The organism is Variovorax trehalosi, assembly GCF_051216415.1.
Taxonomy (GTDB): Bacteria; Pseudomonadota; Gammaproteobacteria; order Burkholderiales; family Burkholderiaceae_C; genus Variovorax.
Genome location: NZ_JBPJZG010000004.1, coordinates 653,979 through 671,664, shown reverse-complemented (window position 1 = coordinate 671,664; position 17,686 = coordinate 653,979). Strand labels below are relative to the sequence as shown.

At 69.4% G+C, this 17,686-nt stretch carries 14 protein-coding genes; 9 read left to right on the top strand and 5 right to left on the bottom strand.

The genetic code is table 11. The annotated features are described in order from the left end of the window. The first annotated feature begins 364 nt into the window (after positions 1-364). From pgaA to ACSFA7_RS18575, 5 genes are all read left to right on the top strand, one after another. Complete coding sequence (gene pgaA / locus ACSFA7_RS18595; RefSeq protein WP_435500735.1) at positions 365-2,887, top strand: poly-beta-1,6 N-acetyl-D-glucosamine export porin PgaA; 2,523 nt, start codon at positions 365-367, stop codon at positions 2,885-2,887. A gap of 8 nt (positions 2,888-2,895) precedes the next feature. Continuing rightward, positions 2,896-4,950, top strand: a complete 2,055-nt coding sequence (pgaB, locus tag ACSFA7_RS18590; protein WP_435500734.1) for a poly-beta-1,6-N-acetyl-D-glucosamine N-deacetylase PgaB — start codon at positions 2,896-2,898, stop codon at positions 4,948-4,950. Further along, positions 4,947-6,224: a poly-beta-1,6-N-acetyl-D-glucosamine synthase gene (pgaC, locus tag ACSFA7_RS18585; protein ID WP_435500733.1), complete on the top strand. Its 1,278-nt coding sequence runs from the start codon at positions 4,947-4,949 to the stop codon at positions 6,222-6,224. The genes pgaB and pgaC overlap by 4 nt, the downstream gene beginning before the upstream one ends. Next, positions 6,214-6,804, top strand: coding sequence for a poly-beta-1,6-N-acetyl-D-glucosamine biosynthesis protein PgaD (gene pgaD / locus ACSFA7_RS18580; protein ID WP_435500732.1), 591 nt, complete (start codon positions 6,214-6,216; stop codon positions 6,802-6,804). Before pgaC ends, pgaD begins: the two co-directional genes overlap by 11 nt. Positions 6,805-6,899: 95 nt before the next feature. Further along, positions 6,900-7,697 (top strand): SDR family oxidoreductase, encoded by a 798-nt coding sequence (locus tag ACSFA7_RS18575; RefSeq protein WP_435500731.1) that lies wholly within the window; start codon positions 6,900-6,902, stop codon positions 7,695-7,697. Between the two features lie 370 nt (positions 7,698-8,067). On the opposite strand, the gene ACSFA7_RS18570 is transcribed toward ACSFA7_RS18575, so the two are convergent. Next, a complete protein-coding gene (locus ACSFA7_RS18570; RefSeq protein ID WP_435500730.1) occupies positions 8,068-8,976 on the bottom strand; it encodes a LysR family transcriptional regulator in 909 nt (302 codons plus the stop codon). Between the two features lie 86 nt (positions 8,977-9,062). Between ACSFA7_RS18570 and ACSFA7_RS18565 the strand changes: the two genes are divergently transcribed. Together ACSFA7_RS18565 and ACSFA7_RS18560 are read left to right on the top strand one after the other, a co-directional pair. Further along, positions 9,063-10,073 (top strand): zinc-binding alcohol dehydrogenase family protein, encoded by a 1,011-nt coding sequence (locus ACSFA7_RS18565; protein ID WP_435500729.1) that lies wholly within the window; start codon positions 9,063-9,065, stop codon positions 10,071-10,073. Positions 10,074-10,091: 18 nt separating this feature from the next. Next, positions 10,092-10,679: a GNAT family N-acetyltransferase gene (locus ACSFA7_RS18560; protein WP_435500728.1), complete on the top strand. Its 588-nt coding sequence runs from the start codon at positions 10,092-10,094 to the stop codon at positions 10,677-10,679. On the opposite strand, the gene ACSFA7_RS18555 is transcribed toward ACSFA7_RS18560, so the two are convergent. Genes ACSFA7_RS18555 through ACSFA7_RS18545 form a run of 3 tightly spaced genes read right to left on the bottom strand, consistent with a single transcriptional unit; the run spans position 10,671 to position 14,244 of the window. After that, positions 10,671-11,384 (bottom strand): TSUP family transporter, encoded by a 714-nt coding sequence (locus ACSFA7_RS18555; RefSeq protein WP_435500727.1) that lies wholly within the window; start codon positions 11,382-11,384, stop codon positions 10,671-10,673. The two genes, ACSFA7_RS18560 and ACSFA7_RS18555, sit on opposite strands and share 9 nt — an antisense overlap. Next, entirely contained in the window at positions 11,381-12,817 is a 1,437-nt protein-coding gene (locus ACSFA7_RS18550; protein ID WP_435500726.1) for an amidohydrolase family protein, read from the bottom strand. Before ACSFA7_RS18550 ends, ACSFA7_RS18555 begins: the two co-directional genes overlap by 4 nt. A gap of 50 nt (positions 12,818-12,867) precedes the next feature. Continuing rightward, the gene (locus ACSFA7_RS18545) at positions 12,868-14,244 is read right to left on the bottom strand and encodes a uracil-xanthine permease family protein (RefSeq protein WP_435500725.1); all 1,377 of its coding nucleotides are present in this window, start codon (positions 14,242-14,244) and stop codon (positions 12,868-12,870) included. A 145-nt stretch (positions 14,245-14,389) separates the two neighbouring features. On the opposite strand from ACSFA7_RS18545, the gene ACSFA7_RS18540 reads away from it, so the two are divergent. Further along, complete coding sequence (locus tag ACSFA7_RS18540; protein WP_435500724.1) at positions 14,390-15,427, top strand: LacI family DNA-binding transcriptional regulator; 1,038 nt, start codon at positions 14,390-14,392, stop codon at positions 15,425-15,427. On the opposite strand, the gene ACSFA7_RS18535 is transcribed toward ACSFA7_RS18540, so the two are convergent. Continuing rightward, positions 15,424-16,797: a PQQ-dependent sugar dehydrogenase gene (locus tag ACSFA7_RS18535; RefSeq protein ID WP_435500723.1), complete on the bottom strand. Its 1,374-nt coding sequence runs from the start codon at positions 16,795-16,797 to the stop codon at positions 15,424-15,426. The genes ACSFA7_RS18540 and ACSFA7_RS18535 overlap by 4 nt on opposite strands. 129 nt (positions 16,798-16,926) lie before the next feature. Here ACSFA7_RS18535 and ACSFA7_RS18530 point away from each other — a divergent pair, with 129 nt between their 5' ends. After that, positions 16,927-17,685, top strand: coding sequence for an alanyl-tRNA editing protein (locus tag ACSFA7_RS18530; RefSeq protein WP_435500722.1), 759 nt, complete (start codon positions 16,927-16,929; stop codon positions 17,683-17,685). The last annotated feature ends 1 nt before the right edge of the window (position 17,686 follow it).

Here is a 17,686-nt window from a genome sequence, read left to right as displayed (position 1 = left end):
GGGCGATCTTAGGCCGGCGCCTTGCCACGCCCAAGTTGCACCCGCATACAACTTACCTGAGGCCAACGACCAAACCGAGCTTTAGTTCACATTTTCGGCTTTGTGTTGACAATTGTTCACTATTAGTTAACTGCTTCAACTAGAGTCGTTTTTTAAGAACTTTTCCGCCGAGTTTTCAACGGTTTGGAAAGTTTTCCCCTGTGACGGCACAAGAGGTTGCGCAGGGGGCGAAGTCACAGGGAGCAGAGTGTCAATCCACCCAAAAGATGGGGACACGGTCACGGCTGGGCGCAAAACCGCGCTCGTCCGTTCGCTGTCGCTACACCTCGCTTGCATCACGCGAGGCTTGCCACCGATGGTCTGCATGCTGGCCCTGGGCGTGTCCCAGGCGCATGCGCAATCCGCCGTCACGAACCCGCCGCCCACTGCCGAGCGCAGTGCGGTGGCCTACAACCCGCGGCAGCACGACGCATTGATCGTCGAACGGCGCGCCGGCCGCATCGCGTCCGCACAGGCGCTGCAGCAGCTGAAGGACTGGCTCGCCCTCCCGCAGGGCACGCTGGACGACGCCGCACGGCGGCGCCTGGCCTCCGATGCCATCGCCATCGCGGCCGACGACGGCCGGTTCGCCGAAGCCGTGGCGCTGGGCAGGCAGTTCCCGCCCGGCCAGTTGCGTGACTACGCACTGGGTCCGCTGGCCATCGCGGCACGACGGACCAAGGATCTCGCATTGCAGGGCGAAACCGTGGCCGCATGGCGCGCCAGGCAGCCTGCAGCGCGCGAGCCCCGCATCCACGAGGCCTTCTGGCGTCTGGACAGCGGCGACATCGCCGGCGCGCAGGCCCTGTACCGCGAACTCGCGCAACCCATGCCGACCGATTTGGGCGACCGTGTCGCGCTGCTGGAACTGCGCGGGGCCGTGGCACGGGCGGGCGGCGACACGCTGCAGGCGCTGTCCGCCTACTCGGAAGCCAGCGCGCTCAGGCCCGATCGGTCCGACTTGCGCCGGGAGACCGACTTCCTGCTGGCCGACAGCGGCGCCGAATCGTCCGCGTTCGAAGACGCCGAAGCGGCCGAGCGCGCGAAGCCGGGCAGCTTTTCGGCCATCGCGCTGTCCACGCTGCAACAGCAGGCGCTGGGACAGCGGCTGCGCTGGGCCATCAAGGAGCGCGACGAACGGCTGGGCCCCGCGCGCGTGGTCGCCCTGGACCGCGTGCTGGCCGACCAGGAGGTCGCGCTGAGCCGGCTCGATGCGGCAGCCACTGCCGCCCCGCCCGCCGACGCGCCGGAGTGGCACGCGGTGCGCGTTCGCCTCCAGTCCGACCGCCTGCTCGCGCTGGTCGAGCGCGGGCGCCCCGCCGACGCCATCGCGCTCTACGGCACGCTGAACGCCGCCGGCATCGAACTGCCGTCCTACGGCCTTGCGGCCGCCGCCCGCGCCTTCGCGCAGGAGCGCCGCTCGGTCGATGCAGTGCCGCTGTACGAAGCCGCCATCGCCAAGGCCGGCCCCGCGCTGCAGATGCCTGCCGAAAGCCATTTCGGGCTGGTCTATGCCTACCAGGACACCGGCCGTTTCGAGGAAGCCGAGGCCCTGCTCAAGCGCATCGAAGACGCCACGCCCGCCTACCTGCGACTCGCGCCGGAAACCCGCCGGCCCAACAGCCAGTACACCGACGTGAACGGCATGCGCGGCCTGCTGGCGCTCTACGGCGACAAGCCCGCGCTCGCCCAACAAAGCTTCGCGACGCTGACCGGCGAAGCCCCGCTGAACGCCGGCTACGCCTACGGCGCCGGACTCACCGAACGGTTGCGCGAACACCCCGAGGCTGCCGTCGCGCGCTTCGAGGCACAGGCCGCCGACGCCCCCTTCGACATCAGCGCGCGCGCCGGCCATGTCGAAGCCCTGCTGGACGCGAGCGAATTCGCCGAAGCGCGCCGACGCGCCGAATCGCTCGAGGCCGATGCGGGCGACGACGCCGAGGTGCGCAACCTCGCGCGCAAGCGCCGCGCCATCACCGGCCCGCTGCTCGAGGTCGAAGCCGGCGCATCGACCGGCGGCAGCGCCCTCGCGAGCCGCGAATGGCGCGTCGACAGCCGGCTCAGCTCGGGCCTCATCGACGACCAGTGGCGCGTCTTCTACGACCAGTCCCTGGGCCATGGCGACACGTCCATCGGCGATGCGAACCGCTCACGCGCGGGCCTGGGCCTGCGCTGGGAACGCGGCCGCTGGCTCGCCGAAGGCGAGGTGCAGCGCGGCAACGGCGGGCCCTACCGCACCAGCGTCGCCGGCCGTGTGGACTACCGCGCAGGCGACGCCTGGCGCCTCTCGGCCACCTACGACGGCGACAGCAAGGAGCTGCCGTGGAAGGCGAAGGTCACAGGCGTCGGCGCGCGCGAAGCCGGCGCCAGCGTGGGCTACGTGGTGAACGAATCGCGCCGCTTCGACCTCGGGTGGAAACAGCTGGACTTCAGCGACGGCAACCTGCGCAACGGCGTGGACTTCACCTGGCGAGAGCGCTGGATCAGCACGCCGCGCTTCCAGCTCGAGACGAAGCTGGGCGTCGACGCCAGCCGCAGCCGCGCGCAGGACGTCGCGTACTTCAGCCCGTCCAGCGACGCGACCGCGCAGCTTGCGGTGCGCGCGCAATGGCTCAACTGGAAGAGCGACGAGCGCCAGTTCTTCCAGGCGGTCGAAGTCAGCGGCGGCGGCTACCGGCAGGCGGGCTTCGGCACCGGCCCGCTCTGGAGCGTGCGCTACGAACACCGCTGGAACCTTGGCCCGCGCATGACGCTGCGCTACGGCGTGAGCATCTCCAGCCATCCCTACGACGGCGTGCGCGAACGACAGCGCGGCGTCTTCCTGAACCTTTCGATGCCCCTGCCGTGAAGCTGCCGATGAACCCTCTCTTCTTTTTGCGCGCGGCCATGCTCTGGCTGCTGGTGGCGCTCGCGCTGCCGGCCCTGGCGCAACCGCTGCCACCGGCCGACGTCGACGACGGCGTGAGCTTTCGCGTGCTGTCCTTTCACGACGTGCGCGCCAACGTGCGCGCCAGCTTCGAGACCTCGCCCGACGAGACCGCCGTGGACGAACGCTCGCTCGCCGAAGTGTTCGCCTGGCTGCAGTACAACGGCTACCACCCGGTCAGCCTGCAGCAGATCGTCGACGCCCGCGCGGGCCGCATGCCGCTGCCCGCCAGACCGGTGCTGCTGACCTTCGACGACGGCTACAAGAGCGCCTACACCAAGGTGTTCCCGCTGCTGCAGCGCTACCGGTATCCGGCAGTGCTGGCGCTGGTGACCAGCTGGCTCGAGGTGCCCGCGGGCAGTCTGGTGCACTGGGGCGACAAGCCCGCGCAGCGTGAAGAGTTCCTGCGCTGGAGCGAGGCGGCCGAGATGGCGCGCTCCGGCCTGGTCGAACTCGCAAGCCACAGCGATGCGATGCACACCGGCATCCTGGCCAACCCGCAGGGCAACATGCTGCCCGCCGCGGCCACGCACCGCTACGACGCGACGACCGGCCGCTACGAGGACGACGGCGCCTACGCCCGGCGCGTCGAGGCCGACCTGCGCCGCAGCCGCGAGATCATCGAGGCCCGCACCGGCGCCAAGGTGCGCGCGATGGTGTGGCCCTACGGCGCATACAACGACGCGGCGCTCAAGGCCGCCGAGCGCGCCGGCATGCCCGTCACCCTCACGCTGGACGACGGGCCGAACACCGCGGCCGTGCCGCTGTCGCGCATCCGCCGCGCGCTCGCGGCCTACGACAACGAGGCGCCCGAGTACGCACGCCTCCTGCGCAGCCCCGTGGGCGGCGAGGTGCGCCCGATCAACCGCGTGATGCACGTGGACCTGGACTACGTCTACGACCCCGATCCGGCCCAACAGGAGCGCAATCTCTCGGCACTGGTGGAGCGCGTGGCCGCGGTGCGTCCGCGCTCGGTGTTCCTGCAGGCCTATGCCGACCCCGACGGCGACGGCGTGGCCGACGCGTTGTACTTCCCTAACCGCCACCTGCCGGTGCGCGCCGACCTGTTCGGCCGCGCGGCCTGGCAACTGCGCAGCCGCGCCGGCGTGAAGGTCTACGCCTGGATGCCGGTGATGGCCTTCCGCCTGCCGGCCTCGAACCCGCTCGCCACCCACACGGTGCGCACGCAGGACGGTCAGGTGCCGGCCGACCGCTATCACCGCCTCTCGCCTTTCGACCCCGCGGTGCGCACGCTGGTCGGCGACCTCTACGAAGACCTGGGGCGCCACGCCTTCTTCGAGGGCCTGCTGTTTCACGACGACGCAATGCTCTCGGACGACGAGGACGCGAGCCCTGCCGCACTGGCCACCTATGCCAGCTGGGGCCTGCCGCCCGACGTGGCAGCCATCCGCGCCGACCCGGCCCTGATGGCGCGCTGGACCACGGCCAAGACGCGCTACCTCACCGGGTTCACGCAGGAACTCGCGGCGCGCATCGGCGTGTGGCGACCGGGCCTGGAGACCGCGCGCAACCTCTACGCGCGCCCGGTGCTCGACCCCGCGGCGGAGCAGTGGTTCGCGCAGAACTACGAGAGCGCGCTCGCCGCCTACGACTACGTGGGCCTGATGGCCATGCCGCGCATGGAGCGCGAAGCCAAGAATCGGGCCGAGAGCGATGCATGGCTGGCACGGCTCGCCCGCCGCGCAGCCGACACGCCGCGCGGACTCGATGGCACCGTGTTCGAACTGCAGGCGCGCGATTGGCGCACCGGCAAGCCGGTGCCCGACGAAGAACTCGCGCGCCAGTGGACGCTGCTTCAGCGCGCGGGCATCCGGCACCTGGGCTACTACCCCGACGACTTCTTGAACGACCAACCCTCGCTGGACGTGGTGCGCCGCGCCATCTCGGTCCGAACCCTGCTGTCGCGCCCCGTGCGCCAGGAAATCCCGTCTCCATCGACGGCAGAAAGAACCGGCTCGCCATGACCACGCTCCAGGCCCTTTCGCAGAACCTGCCGCCGCTGCTGTTCGGCTTCGTCTTCTACTACCCGTTTTTCATGGCGTATGTGTGGATGGCCGGTGGGCTCTCGCATGCCTGGGTGTTCGAGCGCGGGAACCATGCGGACCTCGACCCGCTCGAGACGCTCCCCTTCCATCCGCTGGTGACGGTGGTGGTGCCCTGCTTCAACGAAGCGCCGCATCTGCGCGAGGTGATCGAGCAGCTGATGCGCACGCGCTACCCGCACTACGAGGTCATCGCGGTGAACGACGGCAGCACCGACGGCACCGGCGAACTGCTGGACGCGATGACGACGGAATACACCCGCCTGCGCGTGATCCACAACGCCAGCAACCAGGGCAAGGCCGTGGGGCTGAACACCGCCTGCCAGCTCGCGCGCGGCGAATACATCCTGGGCATCGACGGCGATGCGCTGGTGGATGTGAACGCCATCGCCTGGATGCTGCAGCCGATGCTCAGCTCCGAGCGCATCGGCGCCGTGACCGGCAACCCGCGCATCCGCACCCGCACCACGCTGCTCGGGCGCATGCAGGTGGGCGAGTTCTCTTCGATCATCGGGCTCATCAAGCGCTCGCAGCAGCTGGTGGGCACGCTGTTCACCATCTCGGGCGTGCTCGCGATGTTCCGTCGCCGCGCGGTGATCGACGTGGGCTTCTGGAGCCCCGACGCGCTCACCGAGGACATCGACATGAGCTGGAAGCTCCAGCTGGCCGGCTGGAAGCTGCGCTTCGAGCCGCGCGCGCTGTGCTGGATTTTGATGCCCGAGACCTTGCGCGGCCTGTGGAAGCAGCGCCTGCGCTGGGCCGTTGGCGGCATCCAGACCATGCTGCGCTACACGCCGCGCATCCTGCGCCCGCGCCATTGGCGCATGTGGCTGGTCTTCGCCGAGTACATGGTCAGCGTCATCTGGGCCTATGCCATGGCGCTGGTGCTGGCGATCGGCCTTGCGCGCCCTTTCCTGCCGGAAGACTCGCCCTGGCATTCGGCACTGTTGCCGCACTGGCAGGGCACGCTGCTGGCCATGACCTGCATCCTGCAGATGCTCGTGAGCCTGTGGATCGACCGCCGCTACGACAAGGACCTGCTGCGCTATTTCGCCGGAACGATCTGGTACCCGATCGCTTTCTGGACCATCACGATGGCGGCCACCGTCATCGCCCTGCCCAAAGCCCTGATACGCCGTCGCGGCAAACGCGCGGTGTGGACGAGCCCTGACCGAGGAGTTTCCGATGCCCCGTGAATCCGACACCCATGCGATCGATCTTCAAGCCGAGGCCTATGCCGACGCGCCCCCTCCGACGCGAAGCCGATCGTGGGGTCAGCCGAGGGGCGAAGCGCCCATCATCGACGCCGCGCGCATGCCGCTGCGCGCCTACGGCAACAGCCGCTCGCCGGCACGCACGCTGGCCATGTACCTGTGGCTGCGCGTGCTGCGGCCGGCGGTCACCGTCGCCATCTGGTTCTGCGCCGTCTGGTATGCGTGGCCCTATGTGCTGGGTGCGCGCTCGCAGCCCGAGGTGCTGCACCTGCTGGCCCTGTACGCCGTGGTGATCGGCGTGATCCTGGGCGCGATGCTGATGATGGCGCCGCTGCGCTCGCGCCAGCAGGAACGCGAGGCCTCGCCCGACCAGGAGCAGTCGTCGCTGTTCGCGCTGGCTTCCTACATCGAGGTGCCGCCCGCGCGCCTCTCGGCCTGGCAACGCATGCGCCAGGTGCTGGTGCACCACGACCACCACGGCCAGTTGCGCGACGCCGTCGACACAGGGCACAGCGCGCTGGAGCCCGAGATGGCGCAGCGCCACGCCAGCGCAACGCGCTGACCCGGACAGCCACGTCCGTGCAGGGGTTTCGCGGCGGTGCTTCAATCGCCGCCGGCGAATCGTCTCAACCCCCACACCTCCTTTCAAGGACTTTCATGGATCTCCAGCTCCAGGACCAGCACGTTCTAATCACCGGCGGCAGCAAGGGCATCGGCCTGGCCTGCGCGCTGGGGTTCCTGCGCGAAGGCGCGCGCGTGAGCCTTGTCTCGCGCGACCTGCAGAACCTGGAAGAGGGCCGCAAGACGCTGATCGACAGCTTTGCCCAGGCCGAAGGCCGGGTCTCGGTGCATGCCGCCGACCTGAAGGACCCGGCCAGCGCCGTGGCCGCGCTCGACGCCGCCGAGAAGGCCTTCGGTGCGGTCGACGTGCTCGTCAACTCGGCCGGCGCCGCGCGCCGCACCCCGCCCGACGACCTGACCCCCACCGCATGGCACGACGCGATGGACGCGAAGTACTTCACCTACATCCACATGATCGACCCGGTGGTCAAGCGCATGGGCCAGCGCGGCCGCGGTGCGATCGTCAACGTGATCGGCCAGGGCGGCAAGGTCGCCAGCCCCGTGCACATGGCAGGCGGCGCGGCCAATGCGGCGCTGATGCTGGTGAGCGCCGGCATGGCCGCCGCCTATGCGGGCAAGGGCGTGCGCGTGAACGCGGTGAACCCCGGCCTCACGCTGACCGCGCGGCTGCAGGAAGGCATGAAGGCCGATGCGAAGCTGCAGGGCATCGACACCGACGAGGCCCTGAAGCGCGCCACCGCGCGGCTGCCGTTAGGTCGCATCGCGACGCCCGAGGAAATTGCCAACACGGTGGTGTTTCTGGCATCGCCGAAGGCGAGCTATGTGACCGGGGCGATCGTGGCGATAGATGGGGCGGTCACGCCGATGATCTGAGCGCGCGGGCTGCCGAGCGCCGCTGCCCTCACCCCAGCCCTCTCCCCAAGGGGAGAGGGAGCAACCCCAAGCCGAGCGAAGCAAAGGCCCGACTGCAAGCCGAGCAAAGCGATGGCCCGCCCGGTGCCCAACCCCCTCTGGCTGCGCCGAGGAGCGCAGCGTTTCGCGGATCAGGGCTCGCCGCTGTCTGAGCCGAAGGCGAGTTCGGCGAGACCCCGCGAAACGCGAGCACCGCATGTTGCCCCGTAGCGCAGCGCAGGGGTCGCAGACAGTGGGGTCGCCTTTTCTTTGGCTACTTTCTTTTGGCGAAGCAAAAGAAAGTAGCTCGCCCGCCGGGGCGAGACCCGGCCAGCAGCCTCAGCAAAACCAATCAAGCCCCAACCTTCAGCCCCTCGAACTTCAGCGCAAGAAAATCCACAAGCGCCCGAACCCGAGCAGGCACGAAACGCCCGCTAGGCAACAACGCATGCAGCGGATAAGGCTCCGTCTGCCAGTCGGTCATGAGATGCACCAGCCGCCCGCTGCGGATGTCATCGCGCACATCGAGCGCCGACTTCAGCGTGATGCCATACCCCGCCACAGCCCACTCGCGCGCCAGCGAGGCGTCGTCCACGCTGCGGTTGCCGTTCACCCGCACTTCCGTCCACTGCCCGTTCTGCGCAAACCGCCAGATGCGGTGCCGCCGCCCGCCGCGATTGAAGATCAGGCAGTTGTGGTGCACCAGGTCCTGCGGCGTCTTGGGCGCCGGATGGCGTCGCAGGTAGTCGGGCGAAGCGGTCAAGAGCGGATTCGTCATCGCGAAGGGCCGTGCCACCAGCCGCGAATCGGCCAGCGCGCCATAACGCAGCGCCACGTCGACTTCATCGCGCATCACGTCCAGCGGCCGGTCGCCGACCGAGAGCGAGAGCTGCACGCCGGTGTTCAGCGCGAGGAATTCGTCGAACCACGGCAGCAGCGTGCTGCGCGTCAAGTCCGAGGGTGCAGCGACACGCAGCGTGCCGACCAGCTCGCCGCGGTCCGCCGTGACCAGCGACTCGCCTTCGTCGAGCAGCTCGAACGCCCGCACCGCGTAGTCAAGCAGCGTCTGGCCCTGCAGCGTGAGGCGCATCGCGCGCGTGGAGCGCTCGAACAGGCGCGCGCCGAGTTGCGTTTCCAGCCGCTTGAGCGTGGCGCTGGCGGCCGCAGGCGTGATGCCCAGCGCATGGGCCGCCGCCGTGAGCGTGCCGCCGCGCGCCGTGTGCACGAGCACCTGCAGGTCCGAGATATTTTCAATCTTCATTTGAAAGTGTTGCTGTTCACGGCCTACTTATCAAATGGCCGTTGCCATCCTACAGTTCAGGCATCGTTTCAGAAAGGTCCCTCGCCATGAAAGCCATCGGCTACTACCAGCCCCTCCCCATCGACAACGCCGAGTCGCTGCAGGACATCGAACTGCCCGCGCCCGTCGCCGGCGCGCGCGACCTGCTGGTGCGCGTGAAGGCGGTGTCGGTCAACCCGGTCGATACCAAGGTCCGCAAGAACGCCGCGCCCGAAGCCGGGCAGGCCAAGGTGTTGGGCTGGGACGCGGTCGGCATCGTCGAAGCCATCGGCAGCGATGTTGCGAACTTCAAGGTCGGCGACCGCGTGTACTACGCGGGCTCGATCATCCGCCCCGGTGCCAATTCGGAACTGCACACGGTGGACGAGCGCATCGCCGCCATCGCATCAAAGAGCCTCGACGACGCACAGGCCGCCGCACTGCCGCTGACCACCATCACCGCCTATGAACTGCTCTTCGACCGCCTGCAGGTGCCCAAGGGCGGCGGCGCGGGCCAGACGCTCTTGATCACCGGCGGTGCCGGCGGCGTGGGCTCGATCCTGATCCAGCTCGCGCGCCAGCTCACGCAGCTGCGCGTGATCGCCACCGCCTCGCGCCCAGAGACGCGCGAGTGGTGCCTGGCGCTCGGCGCGCATGCGGTCATCGACCATTCGAAGCCGCTCGCCGCCGAGCTCAAGGCCGCCGGCATCGGCGAAGTCGACATGGTCGCCAGCCTCACGCAGACCGACCAGCACTACGCGCAGATCATCGAAAGCCTCAAGCCCCAGGGCCAGCTCGCGGTGATCGACGACATGAAGATGCTCGACGCGATGCCGCTGAAGACCAAGTGCATCTCGCTGCACTGGGAAATGATGTTCACGCGCTCGCGCTTCACCACGCCCGACATCGCCGAACAGGGCGCGCTGCTGGCGGAAGTGGCCGCGCTGGTCGACGCGGGCCGCGTGCGCACGACGGCGAATGCGAGCTTCGGCACCATCAACGCCGCGAACTTGAAGAAGGCGCATGCGCTCATCGAGAGCGGCAAGGCGCAGGGCAAGGTGGTGCTGGCGGGGTTCTGAGTCAGCACAATCGGTCGCATGACCGACAACGCTCAACCCCTCATCGAATTCGAAACCCCGCGCCTTCGGCTGCGTCAATGGCGCGAGAGCGATCTCGCGCCCTTCGCCGCGATGGCGGCGGACCCGCAGGTGATGGAATTTCTGCTGCCCTTGCCCACGCGAGCCGACAGCGACGCGGCAGTCGAACGTGCCAGAACGCGCATCGCCGAGAACGGCTGGGGCTTCTGGGCCGTGGAGCACAAAGCCACGGGCGAATTCATCGGCTTCACTGGGCTGAACGTGCCGCTGGCCACGCTGCCGTTTTCACCCTGCGTGGAAATCGGCTGGCGGTTTGCGCGTCACACGTGGGGTCAAGGCTTCGCGACCGAAGCCGCGCGCGGTGCTCTGCAAGTCGGATTCGAGCGACTGGGGTTCGACGAGATCGTGGCCTTCACCGCGGTCGGCAACCTGCGCTCGGCCGCGGTGATGGAGCGCATCGGCATGCGCGAGGACGTGCCCGGCGCGTTCGATCATCCGGTGGTGCCCGAAGGCCACACGCTGCGAGCGCACCGCCTCTACCGGCTGGGCCGCGCGGCATGGGCGGCCACGCGCGGCACCTCAGAATGAATGCAGCAGCAGCGCCACGCCCGAGACGATCGCAAAGACCTGCACGAAGATTCGCAGCACGCGTCCGTTGACGTGGCGATGCACCACGCGACTGAGCACCGCGCCCACCGCCAGCGCGGGCAGCAGCAGGGCCGCCGCGCGCAGCTGCGAGCCGTCGATGCGGCCGGTCGCCATCAGCGTGGCCAGCGACACCAGTTCGCCGACGAGGAAGCACAGCGCGATGGTCGAGCGCATGGTGGGCGCGCGCTCGTGCTGGTAGACCAGCGCCAGCGGCGGCCCGCCGATGCCGGTCGCGGTCTCGGTGATGCCGGTGACCAGCCCTGCCGCCACGAAGGCGGAACGTCCCGGTGAGAAGGCCGGCATCGCCAGCGTGACCAGCGCCGCAGCGATGGTCGACGCACCGACGAACAGCGACAGCTGACCTGCGCTCAGGGCCGCCAACACCCACAGGCCGCCGGCGGTGCCCAGCACGCGGCCGCTGGTGATCCAGCTGGCGCCGGTGCGGTCGATGGCACCGCGCTCGCGCCACATCACGTAGAAGTTGAGCGGCAGCATCAGCACCAGCACGCACACCGGCAGCAGGTCGGGGCGCACGATGCCGATCACCGGCGCGGCGATGAGCGCGAAGCCGACACCGGTCGCGCCCTGCACGAAGGCGGCAATCAACACGGCGAGCGAGACGAGGAGAAGGTGCTGCGCGCTCACTGGATGTTCCGGGCGCCGGCCGCACGGTCCATGCGGTCCATCGACAGGCGGCGGTGCTCCGCTGCCGTGGGGTGCAGGCGCACGATGGGCGCGCGTTCGATGGCCGCATGCGCGATGCGCGCGAGCCGGTGCTGCAGTTCGCGTGCATCCCAGTCGGGCGGCCAGCCCTCCCACAGACGCAGGCGCCCGTCGACGAACACGGCGGTGATCTGATCGCGGTTGCCCAGGCGCACCAGGTCCCAGGTGAGGTCGACCGAGGTGCACATCTCGGGGGTGTCGACATCGACGATGAGGAAGTCGGCCGCCTTGCCAACGGCAATTTCTCCGGTGAGGTGCCCGAGGCCCACGGCGCGCGCGCCTTCGTGCGTCGCGTGGTCGAGCCAGGTCCAGCCGCCGCCGCTCGATGCATCGCCGATGGCCATGCCGAAGGCCAGCTTCTGCGCGGCCTCGGCGGCGTCCATCAGGCGGAAGGCGTCGCTGCGCGTGGCGTCAGTGCCGAGCCCGAAGCGGATGCCCAGCGCGGCCATCAGGTTCGCGGGCGCCACAGCGTTGCCCTTCCATTGGCTCGCGACGGGGTTGTAGCTCACGGCGGTGTCGGTGTCGCGCAGCCGCATGAGTTCGGCAGGCGTGACGAGCGTGCCATGCGCGATCAGCACCTGCGGGCCGAGCGCGCCCAGGTGTGCCAGCAGCTCCAGCGGCCGCCTGCCGCGCTGCACCACCGAGCGCTCGACCGATGCGAGGTGCTCGTTCACATGCGTCTGGAACACGGTGCGCGCTTCGGCGCACAGCGCGGACACGCCGGCCAGCATTTCGTCGGAGGCGGCCTCGGGCACCGAGATGGCGAGCGAGGGGTGCACCAGCGGCACGTTGGCCCAATGCTGCAGGAAGTGCGCGGCCTGCGTGCGGATGGCCTCGCGCTCGCCGGCGCTGCTGTCGTTGCCGCCATCGTTGCAGATCAGGCCCAGCACGCAGCGCAGCCCGGCCTCCTGCACGGCAGTGGCGACCGCGCCGATGTCGCCCGGCGCGCGCGTGCCCGCGTCGCACACGGTGGTGAAGCCGCCGCGCAGCGACTCGAGCGCCGCGAGCTTGGAGGCCAGGTAGACGAATTCGTCGTCCAGGCTCGATTCGAGCGGCACCCACACGCGCCGAAAGATCTCGGAGGGCTCGCCATAGGCCAGCGACTTGCCGAACGACTGCGTGAGGTGGTGGTGCGCATCGATCATTCCCGGCATCAGGAGCTTGCCGGGCAGTGGCACGGGCACGAGGTGCGGATGGCGCGCCGCGAGCACGTCGGCGGGGCCGACATCGCGAAAGCGCCCGCCGGCCACGTGCACGGCATGGCCGCTCACTGGGCCGTCGCGCAGCATCAGGTGGTCGGGAACGAGCAGCAGCTCGTCGGCCGCGAGGACCGCGGCATCGAGTTCAGGAGACATGGTGAAGAAAAAGCAGGAGCGAGGAAAAGAAGAAAGGAGAACGCGGCGGTTCAGTGCGAAGCCCGCGCCATCTCGGTGGGCTCGGCGGCCGCGGCAGGCTCGAGGGGCCCGGCCGTTGCGAGGAGTTCGGCGGGCGTGCGGTTGAAGACCATGTTCAGCAGCACCGCGGTGAGTGAGCCCATGGCGAGCCCGTTGCCCAGCACCAGCTGCAGCGTGTCCGGAAAGCGGCTGTACAGGCCCGGCACGACGATGGGCAACAGGCCCATGGTGAGCGCGCCGGCCAGCACGAACATGTTGCCGCGCTCGTGCAGGTCGATCTTGCGCAGCATGTCGATGCCCATCGTGCCGATGATCGCGAACACCACCATCGCGGTGCCGCCGACCACGGCCGCGGGAATGGCGCTGGCCAGCCGGCCGAGCGGCGCCGACAGGGCGATGAGGATCAGGATCGCGCCGGCCGTCGCCGTCACGTAGCGCGAGCGCACCTGCGTGGCCCGCACGATGCCGATGTTCTCGCCGCTGGTGATGATCATCGAGGTGCCGAAGAAGCCGCCCGCCAGCGACATCAGCGCATCGCCCCGGATGGTGCGCGGCACCGCATCGCGCGGATCGATCTTGCGGCCCACGACTTCGGCGACCGCCACCGTCTGGCCGGTGGCCTCGACCATCGAGATCACGCTGAAGATCAGCAGCGGCACGGCCGCCACGAGGTCGAAGCGCGGAAAGCCGAACGGCAGCAGCGTCGGCGCGCTCCAGAGCGGGCCGGCCGCGACGGCGCCGAAGTCCATCAGCCCGCAGAGCGCGGCGAGCACCGTGCCGGCGAGCAGCCCCAGCAGCACGGCGAGTTGGCCGAGCGTGCCCTTGAAGAGCCGGGCGAACAGCACCGTGAACCCGATGGTCGCGAGCGCCAGGCCGATGTTCACCGGGTCCGCGAAGGTGGGCGTGCCGGCCTTGCCGGCAATGATGCCGCCGTACACCTTCACGAGGTTGATCGACACCAGCAGCAGCAGCGTGCCGATGACGATCTTCGGAAAGTACCTGAGGCACCGTGCGAAGACCGGCAGGATGAGGAAATAGAAGAGCGCCGTGAGGATCACCGCGCCCGAGGCGGTCTGCAGGTCGCGCTGCTGCGCGATGGTCACGAACATCACGATCGGCGCCCCGCCCGGCACCATCACGAAGGGCAGCCTGGCGCCGAACTTCCACGGCCCGAACGACTGCAGCAGCGTCCCCAGGCCGCACATGAGGAACGTGGCGCTGATGAGGTTGACCGTGAGCGCCGCCGGCAGGCCCAGCGCCTTGGCCACGAGGAACACGGAGGTGATGGGCACGGCGGCCATCACCAGCACGTGCTGCAGGCCGAACAGCAGCAGTTGCGAAACGGGCAGCACGGCATCGACGGCAGGGGCGTCGGAAACACGGGACATGATCGATTCCTTTGACCGGGTCGCCACCCAAATCGATTTGGGTGACGAAGGAAAAAAAGCCGCCTGAGGCGGTGGGGTACATTCCGGGACAGTCGCCCAAAACGATTTGGGAATTGAATCACCGCTTTTGCAAAAGGTCAACGGGATGAGCACCAACCCATCGCCGCGGGCAAACATCAAGGACGTGGCCCGGGAAGCAGGCGTGTCGCCAACCACGGTCTCCCATGCGCTCAACGCGCGCGGCCAGGTCGACGCCGAGACCCGCGCGCGCGTCGAGCAGGCCGCCCTGAAGCTGGGCTACCGCCCCAACCGGAATGCCCAGCGGCTGCGCACCGGCGAGGCCCACATGATCGTGCTGCTGTCGTCGATGCCCTTCGCGGTGGCGGGCGGACCGTCGCGCCTGGGCTTCATGATGGAAGTGGCGGCCGTGGCCGCGGCCGAGGCGCTGAACCGCAGCCTCGCGCTGGTGCTGGCGCCGCCCATGGAAAGCGGTCGGATGCCGATGGAGCTGCTGGACGTCGATGGCGCCCTGGTGATCGAGCCCTCCGCGGGCGACCCGAACCTGGACTACCTCGTGCGCCGGGGCTTGCCGGTGGTGGCCATCGGCAAGCCGGCGGAAGGCCCCGCCATGCCGCCGTACGTCGACATCCATTCCGCACAGACGACGCAGCTGCTGCTCGACCACCTGCACGAGCAGGGCGCGCACAAGGTCGCGATGATCCTGGGCGCCGCGCAGCGCAATTCCTATGTCGAGGCCCGGGCGGCGTACGAACGCTTCGCCGCGGAGCGCGGCCAGCCCGCGCTGCTGTCGCTGATCGACGAGGCCAGCGGCGAGCGCGGCGGCAAGGAGGCCGCGCTGGCGCTCCTGGCGGCCCACCCCGACATCGACGCGTTCTGCATCCCGGTGGACGCCTTCGCCTCGGGCGCGGTGACGGCCATCGCCGAATCGGGCCGGCGCATCCCTGAGGACGTGATGGTTGCCACCCGCTACGACGGCCCCCGCGCGCGCACCTGCGTGCCGCCCCTCACCGCGGTGGACCTGCATCTGGAAGAAGTCGCGCAGCAGGCCATCGCGCTGCTGTTCGACCACCTGCGCGGCGACCGGAGCCGCCAGCGCGTCGAAGGGCCGGTGGCGCAGCTCGTGCCGCGCGCCTCGTCCGCGCGCCGCGGCCAGTCGGCCTAGTTCGGCTTGGCGCGCGACACGCGCCACACCGCGTTGCCCACGTCATCGGCCACCAGCAGCGCGCCGCTCTTGTCGAGCGCGACACCCACCGGCCGGCCCTGGGCCTTTTCGTCGGCGGTGAGGAAGCCGGTGAGGATGTCCACCGGCGGCCCGCTCGGCTTGCCGCCGATGAAGGGCACGAACACCACCTTGTAGCCCGACTTGGGCTTGCGGTTCCACGAGCCGTGCTCGCCGATGAAGACGCCGCTCGCGAACTCCGGCGGCATGCCGCGTGCGTGCGAGAAGGTCATTCCGAGCGGCGCGACGTGCGAGCCGAGCGCGTAGTCGGGCGCGATGGCCTTGGCCGCCATCTCGGGGTTCTGCGGCGTCACGCGCGCATCCACGATGCCGCCGTAGTAGGTCCAGGGCCAGCCGTAGAACGCGCCTTCCTTCACCGAGGTGAGGTAGTCGGGCACAAGGTCGCTGCCGATCTCGTCGCGTTCGTTCACCACGGTCCACAGGGCATTGGTGTCGGGGTCCCAGCCCATGCCGTTGGGGTTGCGCAGGCCGCTTGCGAAGAGGCGCTTCTCACCGGTCTTCGCATCCACTTCCCAGATCGCGGCGCGGCCCTCTTCGGCCGCGAGGCCGTTTTCGCCGATGTTGCTGTTGGAGCCGACCGTCACGTAGAGCTTCGTGCCGTCGGCATTGGCGATCACGTTCTTGGTCCAGTGGTGGTTGATGCCCGCGGGCAGTTGCGTCACCAGCGTGGGATTGGCCTTCACCGAGGTCTCGCCCTCGGTGTAGGGCACCTTCACGAGCGCATCGGCATTCGCGATGAAGAGCTCGTTGCCCACCAATGCCATGCCGTAGGGCGACATCAGGTTGGTCATGAAGACCTGCTTGACCTCGGCCACGCCGTCGCCATCGGCATCGCGCAGCAAGGTGATCCGGTTCGGGCTGGGCACGCCGGCACCGGCGCGGGCCATGACCTTGCCCATGACCCAGTTGCGAATCTTGGCGATCGGGCCGCTGCCGCCGTCGCTGCCGCCGGGCTTGGGTGGCTTGTTGCTCTCGGCCACGAGCACGTCGCCATTGGGCAGGGTGTAGACCCAGCGCGGATGCTCCAGCCCGCGCGCCAGGGCGGTCACCCGCAGGCCTTCGGCGGGGGTGGGCGTGGCGGCGTCGGTCCAGCCGATGGCGGTCGCCACGTTGACCGTGGGAATAAGGGTCTTGTTCGGCTCGACCAGTTGCGGACGCGGCCCGGTCGTGACCTCCGGGGCGAGCTTGGCGGCTTCGCCGCAGCCCGCCACAAGCAGGGCGGTGGCGACGGCCAGGGCGGACATCTGCCAGGCACGGGCGATGCGGGTGGGTGCTTGCTGCGGAGCTTTCATGCGTGATCCTTCGCGGCGGGGCCGCATACCGGGCGGATCATCCACCGGCCACCCGCCCCGGGGTTGTCGGTCGTGGGCGCTTTCTGGCGTGGGCGCACCCCAATCGCGCATCGCCGCTACCATCGCCGGATGACCGACGACCTGTTCCGTGCCGACGCCTACCTGCGCGCCTGCGAAGCCCGCATCCTGCGCATCGACGAAGCCGGCATCGTGCTGGACCGCACGGTGTTCTATCCACTGGGCGGCGGGCAGGCGGGAGACGCCGGCGTGCTGGCCCTGGCCGACGGCCGCGAAATCCTCATCGCCGACACCCGCAAGGCCAAGAACGAAGAAGGCCAGCCGACCCACGAATTCCTCCATGTGCCGGCGCCCGAACAGGCCGAGCTGCTGGCCGCGCTGAAGCCCGGCGACACCGTCACCGCCCGCCTCGACTGGGAGCGCCGCCACCGGCTGATGCGCTTTCACACCGCCTCCCATCTGCTGTGCCATCTCGTGCCGGTGCCGGTGAACGGCTGCTCGATCACGCCCGACTACGCGCGTATCGATTTCCACATGACCGATCCGCTCGACAAGGAAACGCTCACCGCCGGCCTCGCCCGCCTGGTCGAGGCGGCACACCCGCTGACCGTGGGCGCCATCACCGACGAGGAGCTCGATGCGAACCCGGCCCTGGTCAAGAGCATGAGCGTGCAGCCGCCGCGCGGCACGGGCACGGTACGCACCATCCGCATCGGCGGTGAAGGCGACGCGCAGATCGACTTCCAGCCCTGCGGCGGCACGCATGTTGCGAACACTGCCGAGATCGGGACCGTGGTTGTCACCAAGATCGAGAAGAAAAGCGCCAACAGCCGGCGCGTGGTGCTGGGCTGGGCGGCCGCGGCAGCCTGAC